Origin of the sequence: Marinobacterium halophilum, from assembly GCF_003014615.1 — a bacterium.
GTDB classification, from domain to species: domain Bacteria; phylum Pseudomonadota; class Gammaproteobacteria; order Pseudomonadales; family Balneatricaceae; genus Marinobacterium; species Marinobacterium halophilum.
In genome coordinates, this window is sequence record NZ_PYGI01000021.1 from 46,161 (window position 1) to 68,217 (window position 22,057).

19 protein-coding genes are annotated in these 22,057 nt (G+C 56.6%); 15 read left to right on the plus strand and 4 right to left on the minus strand.

Going from position 1 to position 22,057, the window contains the following annotated elements; genetic code table 11:
- Positions 1 to 2: 2 nt before the first annotated feature.
- The 4 genes from CLV44_RS14225 to map form a co-directional block, all read right to left on the minus strand.
- On the minus strand, positions 3 to 968 hold the full coding sequence (locus CLV44_RS14225) for a LysM peptidoglycan-binding domain-containing protein (RefSeq protein WP_106592792.1): 966 nt from the start codon (positions 966 to 968) through the stop codon (positions 3 to 5).
- Between the two features lie 64 nt (positions 969 to 1,032).
- Positions 1,033 to 1,623 carry an LPP20 family lipoprotein gene (locus CLV44_RS14230; protein ID WP_146140014.1) on the minus strand — a complete coding sequence of 197 codons (591 nt, stop codon included), beginning with the start codon at positions 1,621 to 1,623 and terminating at the stop codon, positions 1,033 to 1,035.
- Positions 1,624 to 1,776: 153 nt separating this feature from the next.
- Positions 1,777 to 4,479 carry a [protein-PII] uridylyltransferase gene (locus CLV44_RS14235; protein WP_106592794.1) on the minus strand — a complete coding sequence of 901 codons (2,703 nt, stop codon included), beginning with the start codon at positions 4,477 to 4,479 and terminating at the stop codon, positions 1,777 to 1,779.
- 22 nt (positions 4,480 to 4,501) lie between these two features.
- Positions 4,502 to 5,275, minus strand: coding sequence for a type I methionyl aminopeptidase (gene map / locus CLV44_RS14240; protein WP_106592795.1), 774 nt, complete (start codon positions 5,273 to 5,275; stop codon positions 4,502 to 4,504).
- Between the two features lie 276 nt (positions 5,276 to 5,551).
- On the opposite strand from map, the gene rpsB reads away from it, so the two are divergent.
- The 15 genes from rpsB (at position 5,552) to dnaE (ending at position 21,989) form a co-directional block, all read left to right on the plus strand.
- Positions 5,552 to 6,280 carry a 30S ribosomal protein S2 gene (gene rpsB / locus CLV44_RS14245; RefSeq protein ID WP_106592796.1) on the plus strand — a complete coding sequence of 243 codons (729 nt, stop codon included), beginning with the start codon at positions 5,552 to 5,554 and terminating at the stop codon, positions 6,278 to 6,280.
- Positions 6,281 to 6,385: 105 nt separating this feature from the next.
- Complete coding sequence (gene tsf / locus CLV44_RS14250) at positions 6,386 to 7,246, plus strand: translation elongation factor Ts (protein ID WP_106592797.1); 861 nt, start codon at positions 6,386 to 6,388, stop codon at positions 7,244 to 7,246.
- Between the two features lie 92 nt (positions 7,247 to 7,338).
- Positions 7,339 to 8,094, plus strand: coding sequence for a UMP kinase (pyrH, locus tag CLV44_RS14255; RefSeq protein WP_106592798.1), 756 nt, complete (start codon positions 7,339 to 7,341; stop codon positions 8,092 to 8,094).
- Positions 8,087 to 8,644: a ribosome recycling factor gene (gene frr, locus CLV44_RS14260; RefSeq protein WP_106592799.1), complete on the plus strand. Its 558-nt coding sequence runs from the start codon at positions 8,087 to 8,089 to the stop codon at positions 8,642 to 8,644. The genes pyrH and frr overlap by 8 nt, the downstream gene beginning before the upstream one ends.
- Before the next feature lie 37 nt (positions 8,645 to 8,681).
- Positions 8,682 to 9,446, plus strand: a complete 765-nt coding sequence (uppS, locus tag CLV44_RS14265) for a polyprenyl diphosphate synthase (protein WP_106592800.1) — start codon at positions 8,682 to 8,684, stop codon at positions 9,444 to 9,446.
- Positions 9,440 to 10,243: a phosphatidate cytidylyltransferase gene (locus CLV44_RS14270; RefSeq protein ID WP_106592801.1), complete on the plus strand. Its 804-nt coding sequence runs from the start codon at positions 9,440 to 9,442 to the stop codon at positions 10,241 to 10,243. The genes uppS and CLV44_RS14270 overlap by 7 nt, the downstream gene beginning before the upstream one ends.
- 8 nt (positions 10,244 to 10,251) lie before the next feature.
- A complete protein-coding gene (gene rseP / locus CLV44_RS14275; protein WP_106592802.1) occupies positions 10,252 to 11,610 on the plus strand; it encodes a sigma E protease regulator RseP in 1,359 nt (452 codons plus the stop codon).
- 51 nt (positions 11,611 to 11,661) lie between these two features.
- Positions 11,662 to 13,971, plus strand: coding sequence for an outer membrane protein assembly factor BamA (bamA, locus tag CLV44_RS14280; protein ID WP_106592803.1), 2,310 nt, complete (start codon positions 11,662 to 11,664; stop codon positions 13,969 to 13,971).
- Positions 13,972 to 13,980: 9 nt separating this feature from the next.
- Entirely contained in the window at positions 13,981 to 14,478 is a 498-nt protein-coding gene (locus CLV44_RS14285; RefSeq protein WP_106592804.1) for an OmpH/Skp family outer membrane protein, read from the plus strand.
- Positions 14,479 to 14,483: 5 nt separating this feature from the next.
- Complete coding sequence (gene lpxD, locus CLV44_RS14290; protein WP_106592805.1) at positions 14,484 to 15,545, plus strand: UDP-3-O-(3-hydroxymyristoyl)glucosamine N-acyltransferase; 1,062 nt, start codon at positions 14,484 to 14,486, stop codon at positions 15,543 to 15,545.
- On the plus strand, positions 15,532 to 15,969 hold the full coding sequence (fabZ, locus tag CLV44_RS14295; RefSeq protein WP_106592806.1) for a 3-hydroxyacyl-ACP dehydratase FabZ: 438 nt from the start codon (positions 15,532 to 15,534) through the stop codon (positions 15,967 to 15,969). Before lpxD ends, fabZ begins: the two co-directional genes overlap by 14 nt.
- A gap of 2 nt (positions 15,970 to 15,971) precedes the next feature.
- Positions 15,972 to 16,742: an acyl-ACP--UDP-N-acetylglucosamine O-acyltransferase gene (lpxA, locus tag CLV44_RS14300; RefSeq protein WP_211298152.1), complete on the plus strand. Its 771-nt coding sequence runs from the start codon at positions 15,972 to 15,974 to the stop codon at positions 16,740 to 16,742.
- Between the two features lie 7 nt (positions 16,743 to 16,749).
- Positions 16,750 to 17,907 (plus strand): lipid-A-disaccharide synthase, encoded by a 1,158-nt coding sequence (gene lpxB, locus CLV44_RS14305; protein ID WP_106592808.1) that lies wholly within the window; start codon positions 16,750 to 16,752, stop codon positions 17,905 to 17,907.
- On the plus strand, positions 17,894 to 18,502 hold the full coding sequence (rnhB, locus tag CLV44_RS14310) for a ribonuclease HII (RefSeq protein WP_106592809.1): 609 nt from the start codon (positions 17,894 to 17,896) through the stop codon (positions 18,500 to 18,502). Before lpxB ends, rnhB begins: the two co-directional genes overlap by 14 nt.
- Entirely contained in the window at positions 18,495 to 21,989 is a 3,495-nt protein-coding gene (gene dnaE, locus CLV44_RS14315; protein WP_106592810.1) for a DNA polymerase III subunit alpha, read from the plus strand. Before rnhB ends, dnaE begins: the two co-directional genes overlap by 8 nt.
- Positions 21,990 to 22,057: the final 68 nt, after the last annotated feature.

Genomic DNA, 22,057 nt, shown 5'->3' on the forward strand with positions numbered 1-22,057 from the left:
GATCAGCGGACGCGGTCACCCACGGCAGGGACGCGCTGCGCACTCAGCACCAGTGCCAGGCTGGCGTCCCGACTGGTGTCGATGATTATGACCCGTGCTGCGTTAATGGCGGTCAGTTCGAGGATCTGCCCCGTGTCATTCTCGATCGGATTGCGCTTGAATACGTTGAGCAGGTGGCCCGGTTGCAAACCTGCCTGACTGCCTTGATCCAGGATCAATAGATACCCGCCGGGCTGTTCATACAGTGCCTTGAGTATGCGCGTTTCGACTCCAGTTTGCGGATACTCGGGAGTCAGGCGTGCTGACCGGGTTGCCATCGGTAACAGCAGTACATCGCTCAGGTCCCCGCGTCGATTTTCGGTGATTTTCAACCGACCCTTATTGCCGTCGCGCATCACCAGTACGGCCTTGCCGACACGGGTGAGTTCAGTGAATGTCGCACCAGCCGGTTCGGGACTGCGCAGAAACAGGCCATATGTCTGCCCGGTGGCAGCATGAACGTCGAGCTGATGTGCGTACAGGTACTGCCCGTCCGCTTCGTTGCGTTCGGCATGGATGCGAGGCAGTTGCGGCAGTTGACTGTTATCCAGCAGGCGATAGTCCGCATTCAGTGTGCCGATATGGCCGCTGCGAATCAGGTCCAGTGCCATCATTTTAGTGCCGTCAGGGGGCGTTGTACCTGTGGTGGCGGGCACGGGCGTTGCAGTGGTCATGCGCGCCGCCGCCGGCATTGTTGCTGTCGGCAGCTGCAGACGCATGCCTGCCTGTAGTTGTGTGGGGCGGCGGACCTGAGGGTTGAGGGACCAGATTTCACGCCAGCGGCTGGCATTGTTCAGCTGGCTGGCGGCAATGGAAGAGAAACTGTCGCCGCGCTTGACCACATAGATGGATTCTTGAGCGACTGCCGTCGAAATGGCCGCCAGGCTCAGCGCAAACACTACAACAGTCCGATGAAATGACGACAGCATGCGGATTCCTTAAGGGTTCAAGCAGGGCGGACACCCGCATCGATTGTCGGGCGCCATGTCTGCATTAATAGCGCGGTGCGTAACTGCCGTGGTCATGGTAGGCCGCGCCCGCAGGCAGATGACCACCGGAGGCATGCCAGCGACGTTCCTGTTCCAGCATTTGCTGCATCTGGCGACGGCTGATTTTCAGCGACATGGTAGTCACGGCCATGCCATCGTCTTCAAACTCCTGCCGGGTAATGGCAGCCCCCTGCACGAAGCTGTTGACGTAGGCACGCAAGCGGTCACGATTGGCGATGAAATCGTCCATGCGGGTATCGCCGACGATGTGCAGACCGGAAATCTGTTCGGCAATCTTGCGGTAAGCATCCAGTTCGGAGGAGCGCAGTGCCATCAGGCGGCGCTGGGCCAGGTTCTCGAAGGTGCTTTTGGGGGCTCCGTAACCGGTCACGGTAATCACTTGGATGTCGTCTACCGCTATATATGCCTGAGGTATCGGCTGGGGAGCGCGCTGCGGTGCGATGACCGGCTGTATAATCCGGGTTGTTTGATGTGCCGGATATGCCGGGACGCATGTGCTGCAGGTATAGTGTGCACAACCTGAAATGAGCAGTGACAGGCCTGCAATGGCAGAAAGCTTGAGGGGGTTGTTCATGGCCACACGTTCCTTATTGACGTCTGAAATGGCTGTGCCGAGACGGTTATAAAAGCCTGTATCGGTACGCAGCGGCGCTACTTTAGCAAAAAACACTGTCTGTATTGGAACGGCGACATGAAAAACCTGCTGCCGCTCCTCCATGGCGGGTGCTTAGTGTGGGTCGTGTACGTGCTGGTCGAGTTGCTCGCAGATGGATTGCTGCAGGCGTCGGCACAGCTCCGGATCGCTGATCGGCTGGTTGTCGGGGTCGGTGATGAAGAAGAAATCCTCGACCCGTTCGCCGATACTGGAAATCTTGGCCTTGCGTACCGAAATGCCGTATTCGACGAAGATGCGGCCGATGCGGGCCAGCAGTCCCGGCCGGTCCGGGGTAATGACTTCCAGAATGGTTTGCTGTGCCACCGGGTCGTTGCTCAGGGTAAGCCGGGTCGGAGTGGTGAACAGTTTGAACTGGCGCGGCACTCGGCGCTGAATGATGGCCGGGTAGTCCTCGGGGTCATCCAGTTCTTCGGTCAGATGGCGCTGGATGTGTGCCAGGTATTCAGGGTTTTCCGATAGCGGCTGGTTGTCTTCGGTCAGCACCGTATAGGTGTTCAGGGTGCGGCCGTGGTCGGTCAGAATGATGCGGGCGTCCTGAATATTCAGGTGCAGTTGGTCCATGGCGGCCACTGTGGCCGGGAACAGGGTGGGCAGATCTTCGCTGTAGATAAAGATTTCGGTTGCCCCCTCGAACACGCGGTAGGAGGTTTTGCGGATCAGCACCAGTGGCAGGGGGTCGTCGCCATGTTCCAGTATGGCCTGGGTTTGCCAGGCGATATTGTGGGCGTCTTCGCGCAGGAAATAGTCGTCGCCGAGCAGGCTCCAGTAATCGTGAATATCCTGTTCGCGCACGCCCTTGCGGGCCAGTAGCAGCATGGCCTCGTGCTGGACCTGCTCGATGCGGTCTTCCTTGTTGATCGGGTTTTCCAGCCCGCGCCGCAGAGCGCGTTTGGTTTCCATGTACAGCTGGCGCAGGAGGGTGGCACGCCAGCTGTTCCACAGGGTGTTGTTGGTGGCGTTGATGTCGGCGACCGTGAGCACATACAGGTAATCGAGGTGTACCAGGTCGCGGACTTCCATGGCGAAGTCATGGATCACCTCCGGGTCGGAGATATCGCGGCGCTGAGCGGTCATCGACATTTTCAGATGATTGCGGACCAGCCAGGCAATCAGGTGAGTATCCCATTTACCCAAGTGGTGGCTGCGGCAAAATTCGATCACGTCTTCGGCACCGAGCTCCGAGTGGTCGCCACCGCGACCCTTGCCGATATCGTGATAGAGACCGGCGATGTAGAGCAGTTCGATTTTCGGCAGCTGGTTGACGATGCGGTGGGCGATGGAAAACTGTTCGCGGTATTCGCCATGGCGAAACTGGCGCATCTTCTGAATCACTTTCAACGTGTGCGCGTCGACGGTGTAGATATGAAACAGGTCATGCTGCATCTGGCCGACAATACGGCCGAACTCGGGCAGGTAGCGGCCTAAAATGCCGTAGCGGTTCATTCGCTTGAGTTCGGTGGAGACGCCTTCGGGCGAGCGCAGCAGCTCCATGAATAGAGATGTGTTGCGGATATCGTTGCGGAACTCGTCATCGATCAGGTAGCGATGATCCCGCACCCGACGGATGGTTGCAGCACGTACGCCCTTGATTTCGGGGTGTTGTGCCATCAGCACGAACAGTTCCATGATGGCAAAGGGGTGGTGCTCGAATACCTTGTCGTACACGGTTTCAAGATAGTCGTTGCGGACCTGAAAACGGTTGTTGAGCGGCCGAATGCTTTGTTCGTCATCGAGGCGCAGGATCGCTTCGTCGAAGTGCTGCAGCAGCATGTCATTGAACTCTGACATCGCCATGGCTACCCGGTAATACTTGCTCATGAACTGTTCGACTGCGAGAGCACCTTCCTGATCTTCATAGCCGAAGTAGGCGGCGAGCGTACGCTGATGGTCGAACAGCAGCCGGTCTTCGCGACGCTTGCACAGCATGTGCAGAGCGTAACGCACGGTCCAGAGGTAAAGCTCGCCCTTGTTCAGGGTGTCCAGTTCCGATTCGGTGACGAAACCGTGGTCGACCAGGTCGCGAATGTAGGTGGCGCCGAAATGACGCTTGGCCACCCAGCCGATGGTCTGGATGTCTCTCAACCCTCCGGGTGATGTCTTGAGGTTGGGTTCCAGATTGTGTTCGGTGTTGTTGGTCTTTTCGTGGCGTTCTTTCTGTTCGGCCAACTTGCCCTTGAAGAACTCCTTGTCGGTCCAGGCACCTTCCGAGGTGACGCGTTCATACATCTCCTGCTGCAGGGCCGGTTCGCCGCAGATGGTACGCGACTCGATCAGGTTGGTAGCAATGGTGATATCGTTGCGGGACTCGTCATAGCACTGGTCGATGGTGCGCACGCTGGAGCCGAGGTCGAGGCTGATATCCCAGAGCAGGGTCAGAAAGCCGCTGATGCTTTCCTGCCAGTCTTCCGGATCAACCTGGTCGAACAGCAGCAGGATATCCACGTCTGAGAACGGGTGCAGTTCGCCGCGCCCGTAACCGCCAACCGCCACCAGGGCGGCCTGGTGCGCGGAGGGCCAGGTGAACTGCTCCCAGGCGATCTGCAGGATGCTGTCCAGCACCCAGGCGCGGCCATAGATCAGGCGTCGGATATCCTCACCTTCACGGAAAGCGTCATCCATGCGTTTCTGGGCGTCGCGCAGGGATTTTTTGAGAACCGTCATGACCGGTTGTTCACCGATGCGCAGGTTGGCCTGAACCTGCTCGGGATCGAACAGTTCAGGTGCGGCTTCGAGCAGTTGCACAGTGCGTGGCATGCCGGTTCTCGCTGTCAGTGGTTCAGAGGGTCCGTTCGTCTGCGCGCAGGGTCAGAATTTCGTAACCATCGGCGGTCACGAGCACTTCGTGTTCCCACTGGGCAGACAGGCGGCGGTCGCTGGTTTCAACAGTCCAGCCATCACGCTTGTTCAATTTTACCTGGCGCTTGCCGGCGTTGATCATCGGCTCGATGGTGAAGATCATGCCTTCCTTAAGTTCCTCGCCGGTGCCGGCCTTGCCGTAGTGCAGAACCTGCGGATCTTCGTGGAACTCGGCGCCGATGCCGTGGCCGCAGTACTCGCGGACAACGGAGTAATGATGGCTTTCAGCGTGCTGCTGAATGACCGCGCCGATATCGCCGAGGCGGGCGCCCGGGCGTACCTGCTCAATGCCTTTCATCATGCACTCGCGGGTGATTTCGCACAGGCGCTGGGCATGGGGGGCAACGTCGCCAACATAGAACATTTTGCTGGTATCACCATGATAGCCGTCCTTGATTACGGTGATGTCGATGTTGATGATGTCGCCGTTTTTCAGCTTTTTGTCATTGGGAATGCCGTGGCAGACCACCTGATTGACCGAAGTACAGATCGACTTCGGAAAACCGTGGTAGTTCAGCGGAGCCGGAACCGCGTGCTGTTCATTGACGATGTAATCATGGCAGATCTGGTTCAGTTCGTTGGTGGTGACCCCAGGCTTGACGTAAGGGCCGATCATGTCGAGCACATCAGCTGCCAGGCGGCCGGCAATGCGCATTTTTTCAATTTCTTCCGGGGTTTTGATTTTGATAGTCATTAAAGTCTCGGCTTCTCTGAACGGTATGAGTCGCACGCAGGCAGAGCGTGTATCGGCTAAATGCATATTGTATCGAAAGCGGGCGCCTGGTGCCAAAGTGTGCTTCAAAAACGGCAGCTGCTATGGTATAAATCGCGCTCCCGAAAGAGGTGCTCAGGTGCCTTGAATTTACTTAACTAAAAAACACACACGTATCGTCACATACGTCCGGGGTGCCGCCATGCGGTTGGGCGATGGGATATGTGGAGGTTATAACCCGTTAGAGGACATACCACAATGGCAAAAGTTTCTATGCGCGACCTGCTGAAAGCAGGTGTTCACTTCGGTCACCAGACTCGTTACTGGAACCCGAAAATGTCCAAATTCATTTTTGGCGCACGTAACAAAATCCATATCATCAACCTGGAACACACCCTGCCGGCACTGAACAACGCCCTGGATGTGGTTCAGAACATGGCCAGCAACAAGAACAAGATCCTGTTCGTCGGCACCAAGCGTGCTGCGGCTAAAGTGATCAAAGAGGAAGCCACTCGCGCGGGCATGCCTTACGTTAACCACCGCTGGTTGGGTGGTATGCTGACCAACTACAAGACTATCCGTCAGTCCATCAGCCGTCTGCGTGAACTTGAGACTCAGTCTCAGGATGGCACCTTCGAGAAGCTGACCAAGAAAGAAGCTCTGATGCGCACCCGCGAAATGGAAAAGCTGGAGCTGTCCATTGGTGGTATCAAGAAGATGGGCGGTCTGCCGGACGCGCTGTTCGTTATCGATGTTGACCACGAGCGTATCGCTATCAACGAAGCCAACAAGCTGGGTATCCCGGTTATCGGCGTAGTTGATACCAACAGCAACCCGGATGGTATCGACCATATCATCCCGGGTAACGACGATGCTCTGCGTGCCATCCAGATCTACGTTAAGTCCATCGCTGATGCTTGCACTGAAGGTGCATCTGCTGATGCTGGCGAATTCGTTGAAGTTGACGCTGAAGAAGCGGCTCAGTAACTGTACTGACAACCGATACGCATAGTCTGTCTGGATGTGCAAAGGGGGGCCTGGCTCCCCTTTTTTGAATTTGAATTTAAGCGATTAAACAAAGAGGACCGCGACATGGCGAAAATCTCTGCAGCGATGGTTAAAGAACTGCGCGAACGTACCGGCCTGGGCATGATGGAGTGCAAAAAAGCACTGGTTGAAGCTGAGGGTGATATCGAGCGTGCGATCGATGATCTGCGCAAGTCTTCCGGCATGAAAGCCGCCAAGAAAGCTGGCCGTACTGCTGCTGATGGTGTGGTTGCCGTTAAAGTGGCCGACGACAACAGCTACGCCGTAGCCCTTGAAGTGAACTCTGAAACCGACTTTGTTGCGCGCGATGACAACTTCCTTGGCTTCGTGAACACCGTACTGGAAAAGGCGTTTGCTGCCAAAATCACTGATGTTGCTGAACTGATGGCTGGCGAGCTGGAAACTGCTCGTGAAGCACTGGTACAGAAGATCGGCGAAAACATCAGCGTGCGTCGTTTGATGCTGGTTGAAGGTGATATGGTTGATGCCTACGTTCACAGCACCAACCGTCTGGCTGCCATCGTTGCGCTGAACGGCGGCACTGCTGAAGTAGCCCGCGATGTTGCCATGCACGTGACTGCGGTCAACCCGCGCATCACTCGTCCGGAAGATATGCCGGAAGAAGAGCTGCTGCGTGAGAAAGAGATCATCATGGCTCAGCCGGATATGGAAGGTAAGCCGCAGGAAATCAAGGAAAAGATGGCTGGCGGTCGTATCAAGAAATTCCTGGCCGAAAACAGCCTGGTTGAGCAGGCGTTCGTCAAGAACCCTGAGCAGACTGTTGCCCAGATGACCAAAGCCGCTGGTGCTGAAGTCGTGTCTTTCATTCGCGTTGCCGTGGGTGAAGGTATCGAAGTTGAGCACAAAGACTTTGCTGCTGAAGTAGCTGAACAGCTGAAAGGCTGATTCTGCTATCCTTTCGACTGGGCATCTTCCTGTGCCCAGTCGCCTGCTTTCCTGCTACACTTTTTGCCATTTCGTCTGTGCGGAGACAGATCATGCCTGCCAATGATAAACAATCCAGATATAAGCGGTTACTGCTTAAATTGAGCGGTGAAGCCCTGATGGGTGATGAGAATTTCGGGATTGATCCCAAGGTTCTGAACCGTATGGCGCTCGAAATCGGGCAGCTGGTGGGGATTGGCGTACAGGTCGGTATGGTGATCGGCGGGGGCAACCTGTTCCGAGGTGCGGCGCTGAGTGCTGCCGGACTGGATCGGGTTACCGGTGATCATATGGGCATGCTGGCCACCGTCATGAATGCGCTGGCGATGCGTGATGCCCTTGAGCGTTGTAACATAGCGACGCGGGTCATGTCGGCAATTCCGATGAGCGGTGTTGTTGATCAATATGACCGACGCAATGCCATGCGTTACCTGAACCAGGGTGACGTCGTAATTTTTGCTGCCGGAACCGGCAATCCTTTCTTTACCACTGATTCTGCCGCCTGCCTGCGTGGCATTGAGATCGGCGCTGACGTGGTGTTGAAGGCGACCAAGGTTGATGGCGTATATACCGCGGATCCGATGAAGGATCCGACCGCGACCCGCTACACGCACCTGAGTTTTGACGAGGTGCTGGACAAGCAGCTGGGCGTGATGGATATGACTGCGATCTGCCTGACCCGTGACCACGGCATGCCGGTACGCGTGTTCAATATGAACAAGCACGGTGCGCTGGTGAATCTGGTGGTCGGTGGGAACGAAGGAACCTTGATTGATAGCGGTCCTGCCGCTGGAGAAAACGATGATTAATGAGATTGCGAGCGATGCGGAAAGCCGCATGCGGAAAAGCATTGAGTCCCTGGTAGAGAACTTCAAGAAGATCCGTACCGGGCGTGCTCATCCGAGCATTTTGGACTCGATCACTGTTTCCTATTACGGCTCTGATGTGCCGATCCAGCAGGTTGCCAACGTGTCGGTTGAAGATGCGCGTACGCTGACGATCATCCCGTGGGAAAAGAAAGTGGCGGGTGATATCGAAAAGGCGATCATGAAGTCGGATCTGGGTTTGAACCCCAGCACCAATGGTGACGTGATTCGTGTGCCGATGCCTGCGTTGACTGAGGAAACACGTAAAACCTACATCCGTCAGGCGCGTAATGAAGCGGAAAACGCACGTGTGGCGATTCGTAATATTCGTCGTGACGCCAATGGTGATATCAAGAACCTGCTGAAAGACAAGGACATCAGTGAAGATGATGGCCGTCGCGGTGAAGATATCGTGCAAAAGCTGACCGATAAGTATGTGGCCGAAGCCGATCAGCTGCTGGCTCAGAAAGAATCGGACCTGATGGAAATCTAAACTGGCAAGCAGGGCTTGGGCTCTGCGACGGATCTGCATGGCTTCTGATCAGCAACTGACTATTCCTCCGGGGCGCGCATTGCCCCGCCATATCGCTATTATCATGGATGGCAATAACCGCTGGGCCAAAGAACGGCACCTGCCGGGCTTGGCGGGGCATAAGGCTGGCGTTAACAGCGTACGTGCCGTCATCGAGTGCTGTGCCGAGCAGGGTGTTGAAGCGTTGACACTGTTTGCATTCAGCAGTGAAAACTGGAAACGCCCGGCTCTTGAAGTCAAGGGGTTGATGCAGCTGTTCATGCATGCACTGGAGCGTGAGGTGCGCAAGTTGGCGCGGCATAATATCCGTTTGCGGGTGGTAGGTGATCTCAGTCGATTCAGTCCAGAGCTGCAACAGCGTATCCGTGATGCTGAAGCCAAAACGGCCGAAAATACCGGTTTGGCGCTGAATATCGCGGCCAACTATGGTGGTCGTTGGGATATCGTACAGGCGGCGCAAAGCTTGGCCCGGCGCTGTGTCAGTGGTGAGCTGTCACCTGCGGATATCGATGAGGCGCTGTTTGCTGAACAGGTCTGCCTGGCAGACCTGCCTGCGCCGGATCTGTGTATTCGTACGGGCGGTGAGCAGCGGATCAGTAATTTCCTGATTTGGCAGTTTGCGTATGCCGAATTCTATTTTACTGACGCGTACTGGCCTGACTTTGGTAAGGCCGAACTGCTGAGCGCGATGCAGTCCTTTCTGACCCGTGAGCGTCGTTTCGGGCGTACCAGTGAGCAGGTGGAGGCCGATCAGCGGTGTTGAAACAACGAATATTGACGGCATTACTACTGGCGCCTCTGGCGCTGGCAGCGCTGTTTTTGCTGCCGCAGCAACCTTTCGAATGGGTGGCGGCGGCAGTTTTTCTATATGGCGGTTGGGAGTGGGGTAACCTGTGCCGACTGCCGTCAGGCCTGCGGGCAGGTTATGTGTTGCTGTTGGGTGTCTTGATGGCGCTGGTTGGCTGGGCGGCACCATTACAACTGATTGTCATTGGATTTGCGCTGTTGTTCTGGCTGGCAGCATTGTTCATGGTCCGTGGTTATCCTGCATCGGCAAGCTACTGTCAGCGTGGCATTGGCTTGCTGATGGGGGCGGTTGTGCTGGTGCCCTCCTGGTATGCAATGACCGCTCTGCGGGCTCAAGAGCAGGGTTTTGCGTTGTTGCTGATGCTGATGCTGCTGGTCTGGGGTGCGGATATAGGTGCCTACGCGGCGGGCAAGTCGTTTGGGCGCAATAAACTGCTACCGGCCGTCAGCCCCGGCAAAACTCGTGAAGGTCTGTTCGGCGGGTTGTCAGTCTGCGTGTTGGTGGGGCTGGGCTTTGCGGTATGGTTGGAACTATCCTGGCTGCAGTCAGTCTATTTACTGGCGCTGTCAGTCCTGACCGGGCTGGTCTCGGTGCTGGGTGATCTGTTTGAAAGCATGCTCAAGCGCGAGCGTGGTATCAAGGATAGCGGCAAGCTGCTGCCGGGACATGGCGGCATTCTTGACCGCATCGACAGTTTGACAGCTGCGGCACCCGTCTTCTTTGCGGGCCTCTATTTTCTTTACGGAGTCTAACCACCCTTATGCAACTGCTGCAGACCCTGTTGGCCACTCTGGTGGCGCTTGGCGTTCTGGTCACCATTCATGAGTGGGGCCACTTCTGGGTGGCGCGTCGCTGCGGGGTCAAGGTGTTGCGTTTCTCGGTTGGTTTCGGCAAGCCGCTATGGATGCGTACCGCAGCGGACGGTACCGAATACGCCGTGGCTGCCATTCCACTGGGTGGTTATGTGCGCATGCTGGATGAGCGCGAGGGCGATGTGCCTGAGGCGCTGCGTGGCCAGGCATTCAACAACAAGCCGGTGTTGCAGCGTATCGCTATTGTCGCTGCCGGCCCTGTGGTCAATCTTCTGTTTGCCGTGCTGGCTTACTGGTTCCTGTTCATGTCGGGCGTTAGCGTGGTGGTGCCGGTTGTTGGCGGGATCACGGCCGACTCGCCTGCAGCTCGGGCTGGTGTTGATAGCGGCTATGAAATACTGGAAGTCGATGGCCATTCGGTACGTTCCTGGAGCGAGGTCAATCTGCGTTTGGCATCCCGGATTGGTGAAAGTGGTAGCGTCGAGCTGTTGATGGGAGAGCCTGCCCGCGGCTTCGCCCATAGCTATCAGGTTCCTATTGACGACTGGCGCGTAGACCTGGAGCGGCAATCACCTCTGGGTGCTCTGGGACTGGAGCCCTGGCGTCCTGACTTCCCCGCTGAAATCGGGCAGTTGCTGCCGGAGGGGGCTGCGGCGCGAGATGGTCTTCAGGTCGGCGACCGTGTGTTGAGTGTTGAGGGTGAGCCCGTCGCCAACTGGATGCATCTGGTTGCGCTGATTCAGCAGGCCCCGGAGAAAACGCTGCGCTTGGTGATCGACCGTGACGGTCGTGAACAGGCGATAACATTGACGCCCGCCGCACGGACGACCGAAAAGGGCACCGTTGAAGGTTATATCGGTGTTGGTGTTGCGCCCGTCAGCCTTCCGGATGAGATGCAGCGCACCTTGAGCTATGGCCCGCTGGACGCCCTGGGAAATGGCTTTCATAAAACCGGTCAGATGATTGGTTTGACTCTGGACTCCATCGGCAAGATGATCGCCGGAGTGATCTCGGTAAAAAACTTGAGTGGCCCGATAACCATTGCTAAAGTGGCGGGGGCTTCGGCAGCTTCAGGGTTGGAGTCGTTTATCAGTTTTCTGGCCTATCTCAGTATCAGTCTCGGCGTTCTCAATTTACTGCCGATCCCGATGCTGGATGGAGGACACCTGTTGTACTACGTTGTCGAGCTGGTGCGTGGACGCCCGGTGAGTGAGCAGGTGCAGATGTTCGGACTTAGAATTGGTATGGCCTTGCTATTCAGTTTGATGGCATTGGCGATCATTAATGACATTGTCCGCCTCTTCTGATCTGAGCCAGTTTTCCTATCAGTCAGCAATATAAAACGTAAGAAGTACTGCATGAAACGTAAGCTGGGTCTGTTTTTCGTATCGATGCTATGGATGGCGCAGGCGCAAGCTGCCGCGCTTCCGTTTGAAGTCAATGATATTCGCCTGGAGGGACTGCAGCGGGTTGAACCCGGTGTCGTGTTCCGCAATTTTCCGGTGACGGCGGGTGATCAGCTGAGTCGTCAGCAGCTGTCTGACGCCGTGCGCAACCTGTTCCGGTCTGGCTATTTTGCCGACGTGCAGGCCGAGCGTGATGGCGATGTGCTGGTGCTGAAGCTGCAGGAACGTCCCTCTGTGGCTTTGATCAACATCGACGGGAACGATGTGATCAAGGAAGAGGATCTGCTCAATGGTTTGCAACAGTCCGGTCTGCAAGAGGGGGATGTATTCCGCCGCGCCGCTCTGGACCAGATCAGTCTTGATTTGTTGCGTGTTTATACCTCTCAGGGGCGTTACGGTGCCGATATCAACACCGAAGTCGAGCCTCTATCGGGCAACCGAGTGCAACTGAATATCAATATTCAGGAAGGCCAGGTTGCGACCATTCAGCATATCAATATCGTCGGCAATACGGTGTTCAGCGATGAAGAGCTGAAAGACCTGTTCTCATTGAAGCTGCCTGACTTCTGGTCGTTCTATACCAAAAGCGATCGTTATGCCCGTGAAAAAATGACCGGTGACCTGGAGCGGCTGCGTTCCTGGTATCTGGACCGCGGGTACATCAATTTCAATATCGATTCGGCACAGGTTTCCATCACGCCTGACAAGAAACATGTCTACATCACGGTTGGCATCAGCGAAGGTGAGCAGTTCAGTGTGCGTGACGTGAGCGTAGCCGGTGAAATGGTTGTGCCGCAGGACGTACTGCAGCAGGAAGTCGAGATTGCGGCTGGAGAGATCTTCTCGCGTGAGCAGATGACCCGTAGCCAGGAACGTCTGGTGCGTTTGCTGGGTGATGAAGGCTACCTGTTTGCCAATGTCAGCCCGGTGCCGGAAACGCATGACGACAACACCGTTTCGATCAAGTATTTCGTCGAGCCTGGTAAACGTACCTATGTGCGCAGGATTGGCATCAAGGGGAACACCCGCACGGCCGATGAAGTCATCCGTCGTGAGCTGGAGCAGATGGAAGCGGGTATCGCTTCAAGTCGTGACATCGAACGTTCCAAGACCCGTTTGGACAAGACCGGCTACTTCAAGTCGGTAAACGTCGAAACCCGTCCAGTGCCGGGAACCGATGACCAGGTCGATCTGGAATACAGTGTTGAAGAGCAGCAGTCCGGCCAGTTTACTGCCAGTGTCGGTTTCTCCCAGAATGACGGTCTGATCCTCGACCTGGGTGTGCAGCAGGATAACTTCCTCGGCAGCGGCAAGAAGGTTGGTTTCAGCATCTCCAACAGCTCGACTCGTACCGAATACAGCTTTAACTACCTGGACCCTTACTACACCGTCGATGGCGTCAGTCGCGGCTTCAACCTGTACTTCCGTGAGCGTGACTACGAAGAGGACGATATCAGTTCCTATACCGCTGATGAAGCCGGTGGTGGTGTGACCTTTGGCTACCCGATTGACGACTACCAGCGCCTCAACTTCAGTGGTGACATTGAATTTATCAAGCTCAATACGTTTAACGATACAGCCACCGAAGTGAAGAGCTTTATTGATGAAGAAGGTGACAACTTCGTTAACTGGAAGCTGACGGCCGGCTGGAGTGACAACCGCCTCAACCGTGGTTTCTTCCCGACCCGTGGCTATGCCCAGGGTGCCAGTATCGAGATGGCGGTGCCAGGCAGTGATCTGTCCTACCTGCGTGCGAACTACAGCAACAAGTGGTATCGCCCGATGGATGAAGATGAGACCTGGATTTTCAGTCTGCGTGGCCGTGCCGGTTACGGTACCAGTCTGGGCGACAACAATTATCCGTTCTTCAAGAATTACTATGCCGGTGGCCTGAAAACGGTCCGTGGCTATGCCAATAACTCGTTGGGGCCATTGGATTCCAATGATGATCCCTTCGGTGGCAACCTGATGTTGACCGGCAGTGCCGAGCTGATCTTCCCGATGCCATTTATGGAAGACAAGAGTGCCTGGCGCAGTCTGGTATTCCTGGATGCAGGTAATGTCTACTCGACCGATTGCCTGAGCAGCCAGACCAACTGTACCGGTGACGTGGATCTGGGTGATTTGCGCTATTCGGTGGGTATGGGGGTCAGTTGGCTGACGCCGATTGGCCCGCTGTCCGTGTCGCTCGGCATGCCGCTGAACGACAAGGAAAATGACGACACCGAAGTGTTCCAGTTTGCGCTCGGTCAGACTTTCTAAGGAGATGTGATGAAACGCTTAACTCGTGCCGCCGCTGTATGTGCCATGTTGTTCAGCACTCAAGTACTGGCGCAGAACGTGGCCGTGCTGGGTGTGGAGGAAGCACTGCTGACGTCCGATGCAGCGAAAAGCTTCAGGGAAGAACTGAAGAAAGAATTTGCTGACGACGAGAAGCAACTGGTTGGACTTGAGAAGCAGGCGCGTGAACTGCGCGAAAAACTGCAGAAAAATGCAGGCCTGGCATCCGAAGATGACATCAAGCAGATGCGCCTGCAGTTTCAGAAAGCCTTCGCCGAGTACCAGCGCCGTGGTCAGGCAATGCAGCAGCAGCGTGCCGAGCGCGAGCAGGCCTTCATAGCCGAAATGCGTCCACTTCTGGATAAGGCGATTCGTGAACTTATCGAAGCCGAGAAGTTTGATGTCGTGATCTCCAAACAGGCGACTGTCTATACTGCTGACAGTGTTGATCTGACATCGCGTGTGACCACGCTGCTGAATAAACAGTAAGCACAATGAATAACACCACCTGCTATACACTGGCAGAGCTGGCCGGGATTCTGGGTGGTGAGTTGCACGGTGATCCTGCACTCCAGATCCACTCGCTGGCGACCTTGCAGTCTGCCAGTGAACAGCAGCTGTCATTCTTTGCCAATTCCCGCTACCTGCAGCAGTTGCGCCATACCCGTGCCACTGCTGTACTGCTCACGCCTGCACATTTGGCAGATTGCCCTTCGGCCGCTATTGTTCTGCCTGATCCCTATCTTGCGTTCGCGCGTGTCAGCCAGTTGTTTGATTGGCGGGCGCCTGCAGCTCCGGGCGTGCATGCGTCAGCGGTGATTGCTGACGGTGTCGTGGTACCGGCAGATGCCCAGATTGGTGCGCATGTGGTGGTCGAAGAGGGCGTCGTGCTGGCCTCCGGGGTCGTATTGGGGCATGGCTGTGTCATCGGTGCCGGTTGTGTGATCGGTCAAGGCACGCGACTGGAAGCTAATGTGACCTTGTATCCCAATGTGCGGTTGGGTGCTGAGGTGCTGATCAACAGCGGTGCCATTCTGGGCAGTGATGGTTTCGGCTTTGCCCGGACCGCTGAAGGTTGGGAGAAAATATGCCAGCTGGGGGGCGTTGTCGTGGGTGACAACGTCGAGATCGGTGCCGGCACCACCATTGACCGTGGTGCGCTGGACGATACCCGTATTGAAGCCGGTGTGAAGCTGGATAATCAGATCCAGATTGCACATAACGTGGTTATCGGGCGTGATAGCGCGATTGCAGGCTGTACCGCCGTCGCCGGAAGCACTAAAATTGGCGCACGCTGTACGATTGCCGGAATGGCTGGTATCACCGGTCATCTTGAGATCGCAGATGATACCCATGTGACGGCGATGTCACTGGTCAGCAAGTCGATTCCCCGTGCCGGTGTTTACTCATCCGGTACCGGCCTTGAGCCACACCAGCAATGGAAGCGCAATGTGGTTCGTTTCCGTCAGCTTGATGAGCTGGCGCGCCGGGTGCGCAAACTCGAACGGGTCGTCGAACTATATTCTACAGAAGGTCAAAAACATGATGGATGTTAAAGAGATCCGGAAATATCTACCCCACCGCTACCCTTTCTTGCTGGTGGACCGGGTCTTGGCTCTGGAGCCGGGTGAGTCGATCACCGCAATCAAGAACGTAACCGTAAACGAGCCTTTCTTTAACGGCCATTTTCCTGACCACCCCGTTATGCCGGGTGTGTTGATTGTGGAAGCGATGGCGCAGGCCGCTGGCATCCTGGGTTTCAAAACCATGGATAAAGGACCTGAAGATGGTTCCATCTATTACTTCGTGGGCGCAGACAAACTGCGTTTCAAGCGTCCGGTTGTGCCGGGAGACCAGCTGAAACTGGAAGCTCAGGTTGTGTCCGAGCGTCGTGGTATTTGGAAATTTGATGTACGTGCGAGTGTTGACGGCGAAACGGTCAGCAGCGCGACTATTCTGTGTGCAGATAGAAAGGTGTGACATTGATTCACCCGCAAGCCATTGTTGATCCATCGGCACGTATTGCTGATGATGTCGAAGTAGGCCCATGGACCTTGATTGGCCCTGACGTTGAGATCGGGGCTGGAACCCGTATCGCCTCACATGTGGTGATCAAGGGGCCTACACGAATTGGTGAAGGGAATCAGATTTTTCAGTTTGCCTCGATTGGCGAAGAGTGTCAGGACAAGAAGTACCGTGGGGAGCCTACACGGCTGGAAATCGGTGACCATAACGTCATCCGTGAAGGTTGTACCATCCATCGTGGTACGGTCCAGGATGAGGGTCTGACCCGCATTGGCAGTCACAACCTGCTGATGGCGTATGCCCATGTCGCCCACGACTGTGTCATGGGTGACCATATCATTCTGGCTAACAACACGGCGCTGGCAGGGCACGTGCACGTTGGTGATTACGCCATTCTCGGCGGTTTCACGGCCGTACATCAGTTCTGTCACATAGGTGCGCACGTGATGTCCGGTGCCGGCACCGTAGTGCTTAAGGATATTCCCGCGTACGTCATGGCCGCTGGCAACAGTGCGCGCCCGCACGGCATCAACCTGGAAGGGTTGCGCCGACGCGGGTTCGATGCCGATGCGCTCAGTGCCTTGCGTCGTGCCTATAAAGCCATCTACCGCAAGGGGCTTACCCTTGAACAGGCGTTGCAGGAGTTGCGCGTCAGCGCACAGACGCAGCCTGCCGTGCAGTTGTTGATCGAGTCGCTCGAGTCTTCAACGCGCGGCATTATCCGCTGAGGCTTGTATGCAACCTTTGCGTATAGGCATCGTGGCGGGCGAAGCCTCCGGGGATATCCTGGGGGCGGGTCTGATCCGAGCACTGAAACAGCGTTATCCCGAGGCGCAGTTCGAAGGCATTGCCGGCGAGCTGATGCTGGCCGAGGGCTGTGATTCTCTGTATCCGCTTGAACGCTTGTCAGTCATGGGGCTGGTGGAAGTGCTCGGGCGTCTGCCTGAGCTGCTGCGCACCCGACGGCGGCTGATTCGCCACTTTATCGATAACCCTCCCGATCTGTTTATCGGCATTGATGCGCCGGACTTCACCCTGGGCATGGAGCGGGCGTTGAAAGCTGCCGGTATTCCGACGGTGCATTATGTCAGTCCATCGGTTTGGGCCTGGAAGCGCAAGCGCATCTTCAAGATCAAGCACAGTACCGATCTGCTGTTGACCCTGTTCCCGTTCGAAGCCGATGTATATGCCCCGACCCGGCAAAATTTGCGTTTTGTCGGCCATCCCTTGGCGGATGTAATCCCGGACCAACTGGATCTGGATGCGGCGCGGCAGCACTATCGGCCGGAGTCCGTAGCCTCACTGGTGGCGCTTTTGCCGGGCAGTCGCGGCAGCGAAATCAAATATCTGGCGCGGCCCTTTCTGGAAACGGCTCGCTGGCTGCAGCAGCGCCGATCTGAACTGCACTTTGTGTTACCAGCCGCTAATCAGCGCCGGCATGAGCAACTGCAGCAGCTGATTGATGCGGAGTTCACGGATCTCAATTTGACGTTGGTGTTGCAGGGCTCCCGCGAAGTGATGGCGGTGGCGGATGCTATTCTGATTGCCTCCGGCACGGCGACCCTGGAAGCCTGTCTGTTGCGCAAACCGATGGTGGTGGCGTACCGCATGGCGGGGCTGACCTATCGGATCTACTCGCGCATGATCAAAAGCCCCTGGATCTCGTTGCCTAATGTACTGGCTGGCGAAGAGATGGTGCCGGAAGTCTTGCAGCAGCGGGTGACGCCGGAGGTAATGGGACCGCTGGTATTGAGGGCGCTGGAAGATGAAACCTACCGTCGACGCTTGCAGCGAGTGTTTGCCGTGATCGGTGAGCAGCTGCGGCAAAATGCGAGTGAACGGGCCGCGGATGCGGTGATCGAACTGTTGGAGAGTCGTCGTGCAGAGCGTTGAATTTGATTTCCGCCCGGCGGGGCATGTGGCGGGTGTGGATGAAGTCGGGCGCGGGCCGCTGATTGGTGATGTGGTGGCGGCGGCGGTCATTCTGGACCCGTCACGACCGATCGAAGGTCTGGGCGACTCCAAGGCGATCAGCGCCAAGAAGCGCGAACTGCTATATGATGAAATCAAGACCAAAGCGTTGGCCTGGTGCATCGCTTCGGCAACTCCCGCCGAAATTGATGAGTTGAATATTCTGCATGCGACCATGCTGGCGATGCAGCGTGCCGTGGCCGGGTTGGGTATCGCGCCGGACTATGCCTTGATCGACGGGAACCGGTGTCCTCTGCTGCCATGTCCTGCCGAGCCTGTGGTGAAGGGCGATGCCCGTGTAGCCGAAATCGGCGCGGCGTCGATTCTGGCCAAGGTTGAGCGGGATCGACAGATGGTTGAACTGGACCGGCGCTTTCCCGATTATGGTTTTGCCCGCCACAAGGGCTACCCGACGCCCGAGCATCTGGCCGCGCTTGAAGCGCTGGGGGCGTTGCCTGAGCACCGTCGCAGTTTCCGCCCGGTAAGAGAACGCTTGCAACGAGAAGCCAATGTCTGAACCACGTTTTATCCATCTTCGGGTTCACTCCGAATATTCCCTGTTTGATGGTCTGGTGCGGATCAAGCCACTGGTCGCAACGGCGGCCGCACAGCAGATGCCGGCGGTGGCGATTACCGACCAGACCAATCTGTTTGCACTGGTCAAATTCTACAAGGCGGCGCTCGGAGCCGGGGTCAAGCCGATCTGTGGCGTCGATCTCTGGGTTGAAAATCCGGTCGACCCTGAAGGCGAACCGTTCCGAATGACCCTGCTGGTACGGACCGGTCAGGGTTACCGCAACCTGATGGAACTGGTATCCCGCGCCTATGCCGAAGGGCAGAATATCATTGCCGAGCGTGCGCTGGTCCGGGCCGACTGGATCAAGGACAAGGCTGAAGGCCTGATCGCGTTATCCGGTGCGCGTCAGGGTGAGGTTGGGCGTGCGCTGCTCTCCGGCAGCGATAATGTCGACGCCATTCTTGAAACATGGCGACAGATCTTTCCGGACAGCTTCTATCTTGAAATCCAGCGTACCGGTCGCCGGGGTGATGAAGCGCTGGTGCATGCCAGTGTTGAACTGGCCGCGCGCAGCGGCTGTCCGCTGGTAGCTACCAATGAAGTCATGTTTCTCAAGGGCGAAGATTTTGAGGCCCATGAAGCCCGTGTCTGCATCAACCTTGGGCGTACCCTGGAAGATCCGCAACGGCCGCGCAACTATTCTGAACAGCAGTATTTCCGCTCCGCCGATGAAATGGCCGCCTTGTTCAGCGATATTCCCAGTGCGCTGGAAAATACCGTTGAAATCGCCCGGCGCTGTAATATCGAGATCGAACTGGGCACCTATTATCTGCCGCGTTATCCGGTGCCGGAAGGGATGTTGATGGATGATTATTTCCGTCAGGTCTCCTGGGAAGGGCTGGAAGAACGGCTTGATGTCCTGCTTGACAAGGATGCGCCGGATTATGCCGAAAAGCGCAAACCTTATGACGACCGGCTCAATTTCGAGCTCGACATCATCATTCAGATGGGCTTTCCCGGCTACTTCCTGATCGTGATGGACTTCATCAAGTGGGCCAAGGAGAACCAGATTCCTGTGGGTCCGGGACGTGGTTCCGGTGCCGGCTCGCTGGTCGCCTACGTGCAGAAGATCACCGATCTGGACCCGCTCGAATACGACTTGCTGTTCGAACGTTTCCTTAACCCTGAACGTGTCTCCATGCCTGACTTCGATATCGATTTCTGCATGGATAACCGCGACAAGGTGATCGACTACGTGGCCCGCACCTACGGCCGCGATGCCGTGTCGCAGATCATCACCTACGGCACCATGGCGGCGAAGGCGGTGGTGCGCGACGTAGCGCGCGTGCAGGGCAAGCCCTTCGGGTTGGCGGATCGGCTGTCCAAGCTGATTCCGTTCGAAGTCGGCATGACCCTGAGCAAAGCCTGGGAACAGGAATCGGCGCTGCGTGATTTCGTCAACGGCAGTGATGAAGCCGAAGAAATCATGGAGATGGCCTACAAGCTGGAAGGCGTCACCCGTAACGTTGGCAAGCACGCGGGCGGGGTGGTGATTGCCCCGACCAAGCTGACCGACTTCTCGGCGACCTATTGTGACGAACACGGACAGGGGCTGGTGACCCAGTTCGACAAGAACGATGTCGAGGAGGCCGGGCTGGTGAAGTTCGACTTCCTGGGCTTGCGCACACTGACCATCATCGATTGGGCGCTGAAAACGATCAACCGCAAGCGACAGCTTGAAGGTGAAGGGCCGCTGGAGATCGAAACCATCGATCTCGAAGACCCCGAGACCTTCCAGCTGCTGCAGAGTGCCCAGACTACGGCGGTGTTCCAGCTTGAATCCAGCGGCATGAAGGATCTGATCCGTCGTCTGCTGCCCAACCGGTTTGAAGATATCATCGCTCTGGTAGCGCTGTTCCGTCCGGGACCGCTGCAATCAGGCATGGTGGACGACTTCATCAACCGTAAGCACGGTCGGGCACCGCTGGCCTGGCCACACCCGGATTACCAGCTCGACAGCCTGCAGCCGGTACTGGAGCCAACCTACGGCATCATTCTGTATCAGGAACAGGTGATGCAGATCGCCCAGGTGATGGCGGGCTTTACCTTGGGTGGCGCCGACATGCTGCGCCGCGCCATGGGCAAGAAAAAGCCCGAAGAGATGGCCAAGCAGCGCACCATCTTCCTGGAGGGTTGTGCCGAGCAGGGGATCGACAAGGATCTGGCCGGTAACATCTTCGACCTGGTAGAAAAGTTCGCCGGTTACGGCTTTAACAAGTCACACTCGGCTGCCTATGCTCTGGTGTCCTACCAGACCGCCTGGCTGAAGCAGCATTATCCGGCCGCGTTCATGGCGGCGGTACTGTCCTCCGATATGCAGAACACCGACAAGGTGGTGATCTTCATTGAAGAATGTCGGCAGATGAAGTTGACGGTGCGCTTGCCGGACGTCAACGATGGTGAGTTCATGTTCACCGTCAATGATGCCGATGAGGTGGTCTACGGTCTCGGCGCGGTCAAAGGTGTGGGTGAAGGCCCGGTCGAAGCGATTGTTGAGGCGCGCAAAGAGGGGCCGTTCAAGGATCTGTTCGATTTCTGTGGTCGGGTCGGTGCCGGCAAGTTGAACAAGCGCGTGTTGGAAGCACTGGTGCGGTGCGGCGCGGTCGATAGTCTGGGGCCATCGCGAGCGGTGCTCTGGGATGCGATCGGGTCGGCATTGAAAGCGGCCGACCAGAGTGCCCGTAACGCCGACGCCGGCATGATGGATATGTTTGGTGCCGTGGAAGCGGATACGCCAAGCGACCCCTATGCCGAGTTTGGCAAGGCCCGCGACTGGACCGACAAGGAACGCTTGCAGGGCGAAAAGGATACGCTCGGCCTGTATGTGACCGGACATCCGATTGATGAGTACGAGCGCGAGCTTAAGCATCTGGTCAGCCGCAAGCTGGTAGAGTTGCAGCCCGAGCGCGGCCGGACGCAGAAAATGGCCGGACTGGTCGTGGATCTGCGGCTGAAAAAGACTAAAAAAGGCGATAATCTTTGCTTCCTGACGCTGGATGATCGCAGCGCACGAATGGAGATTACGCTGTTTGGTGATACCTATGAGGAAGCTCGCAGCCTGATCACCAAGGATGCCATTCTGGTGGTTGAGGGTGAAGTGGCTCAGGATGACTACAATGGTGGACTCAAGGTACGCTGCAACAAGGTATCGAGCATGGCGCAGGTACGTGCTCAGAGCGCCCGCTGTGTGGAAGTCAGTTGCCGGCGTGATCAACTTGGACCGCAGAAATTGCGCCAGTTGAACACCGTGCTTAGCCAGAATCGCAGCCCCTTGATCAGTCTGCCCGTCGCCTTGCGTTACCGACGTGAAGACGCCGAAGCCCGTTTGTGGCTGGATAATCAGTGGGCGGTTGCGCCGACCGATGATCTGCTGCTGCAACTCAAGGAGCAGTTCGGTAATGACGCTGTTCACTTGCGTTACGAGTGAACAGGGTGGTGATCCGCGCGCGCAGACGGTAAAATCGATCAATTATTCCGTGCCTTTGGGCCCCATGT

Bases quoted from the DNA above. Each gene is read 5' to 3' on its own strand.
- rpsB (WP_106592796.1), top strand. From the start codon at position 5,552: ATGGCAAAAGTTTCTATGCGCGACCTGCTGAAAGCAGGTGTTCACTTC.
- rseP (WP_106592802.1), top strand. From the start codon at position 10,252: ATGCAACTGCTGCAGACCCTGTTGGCCACTCTGGTGGCGCTTGGCGTT.
- frr (WP_106592799.1), top strand. From the start codon at position 8,087: ATGATTAATGAGATTGCGAGCGATGCGGAAAGCCGCATGCGGAAAAGC.
- tsf (WP_106592797.1), top strand. From the start codon at position 6,386: ATGGCGAAAATCTCTGCAGCGATGGTTAAAGAACTGCGCGAACGTACC.
- lpxD (WP_106592805.1), top strand. From the start codon at position 14,484: ATGAATAACACCACCTGCTATACACTGGCAGAGCTGGCCGGGATTCTG.
- fabZ (WP_106592806.1), top strand. From the start codon at position 15,532: ATGATGGATGTTAAAGAGATCCGGAAATATCTACCCCACCGCTACCCT.
- bamA (WP_106592803.1), top strand. From the start codon at position 11,662: ATGAAACGTAAGCTGGGTCTGTTTTTCGTATCGATGCTATGGATGGCG.
- map (WP_106592795.1), bottom strand. From the start codon at position 5,275: ATGACTATCAAAATCAAAACCCCGGAAGAAATTGAAAAAATGCGCATT.
- dnaE (WP_106592810.1), top strand. From the start codon at position 18,495: ATGTCTGAACCACGTTTTATCCATCTTCGGGTTCACTCCGAATATTCC.
- CLV44_RS14225 (WP_106592792.1), bottom strand. From the start codon at position 968: ATGCTGTCGTCATTTCATCGGACTGTTGTAGTGTTTGCGCTGAGCCTG.
- CLV44_RS14285 (WP_106592804.1), top strand. From the start codon at position 13,981: ATGAAACGCTTAACTCGTGCCGCCGCTGTATGTGCCATGTTGTTCAGC.
- CLV44_RS14230 (WP_146140014.1), bottom strand. From the start codon at position 1,623: ATGAACAACCCCCTCAAGCTTTCTGCCATTGCAGGCCTGTCACTGCTC.
- uppS (WP_106592800.1), top strand. From the start codon at position 8,682: ATGGCTTCTGATCAGCAACTGACTATTCCTCCGGGGCGCGCATTGCCC.
- CLV44_RS14235 (WP_106592794.1), bottom strand. From the start codon at position 4,479: ATGCCACGCACTGTGCAACTGCTCGAAGCCGCACCTGAACTGTTCGAT.
- lpxB (WP_106592808.1), top strand. From the start codon at position 16,750: ATGCAACCTTTGCGTATAGGCATCGTGGCGGGCGAAGCCTCCGGGGAT.
- pyrH (WP_106592798.1), top strand. From the start codon at position 7,339: ATGCCTGCCAATGATAAACAATCCAGATATAAGCGGTTACTGCTTAAA.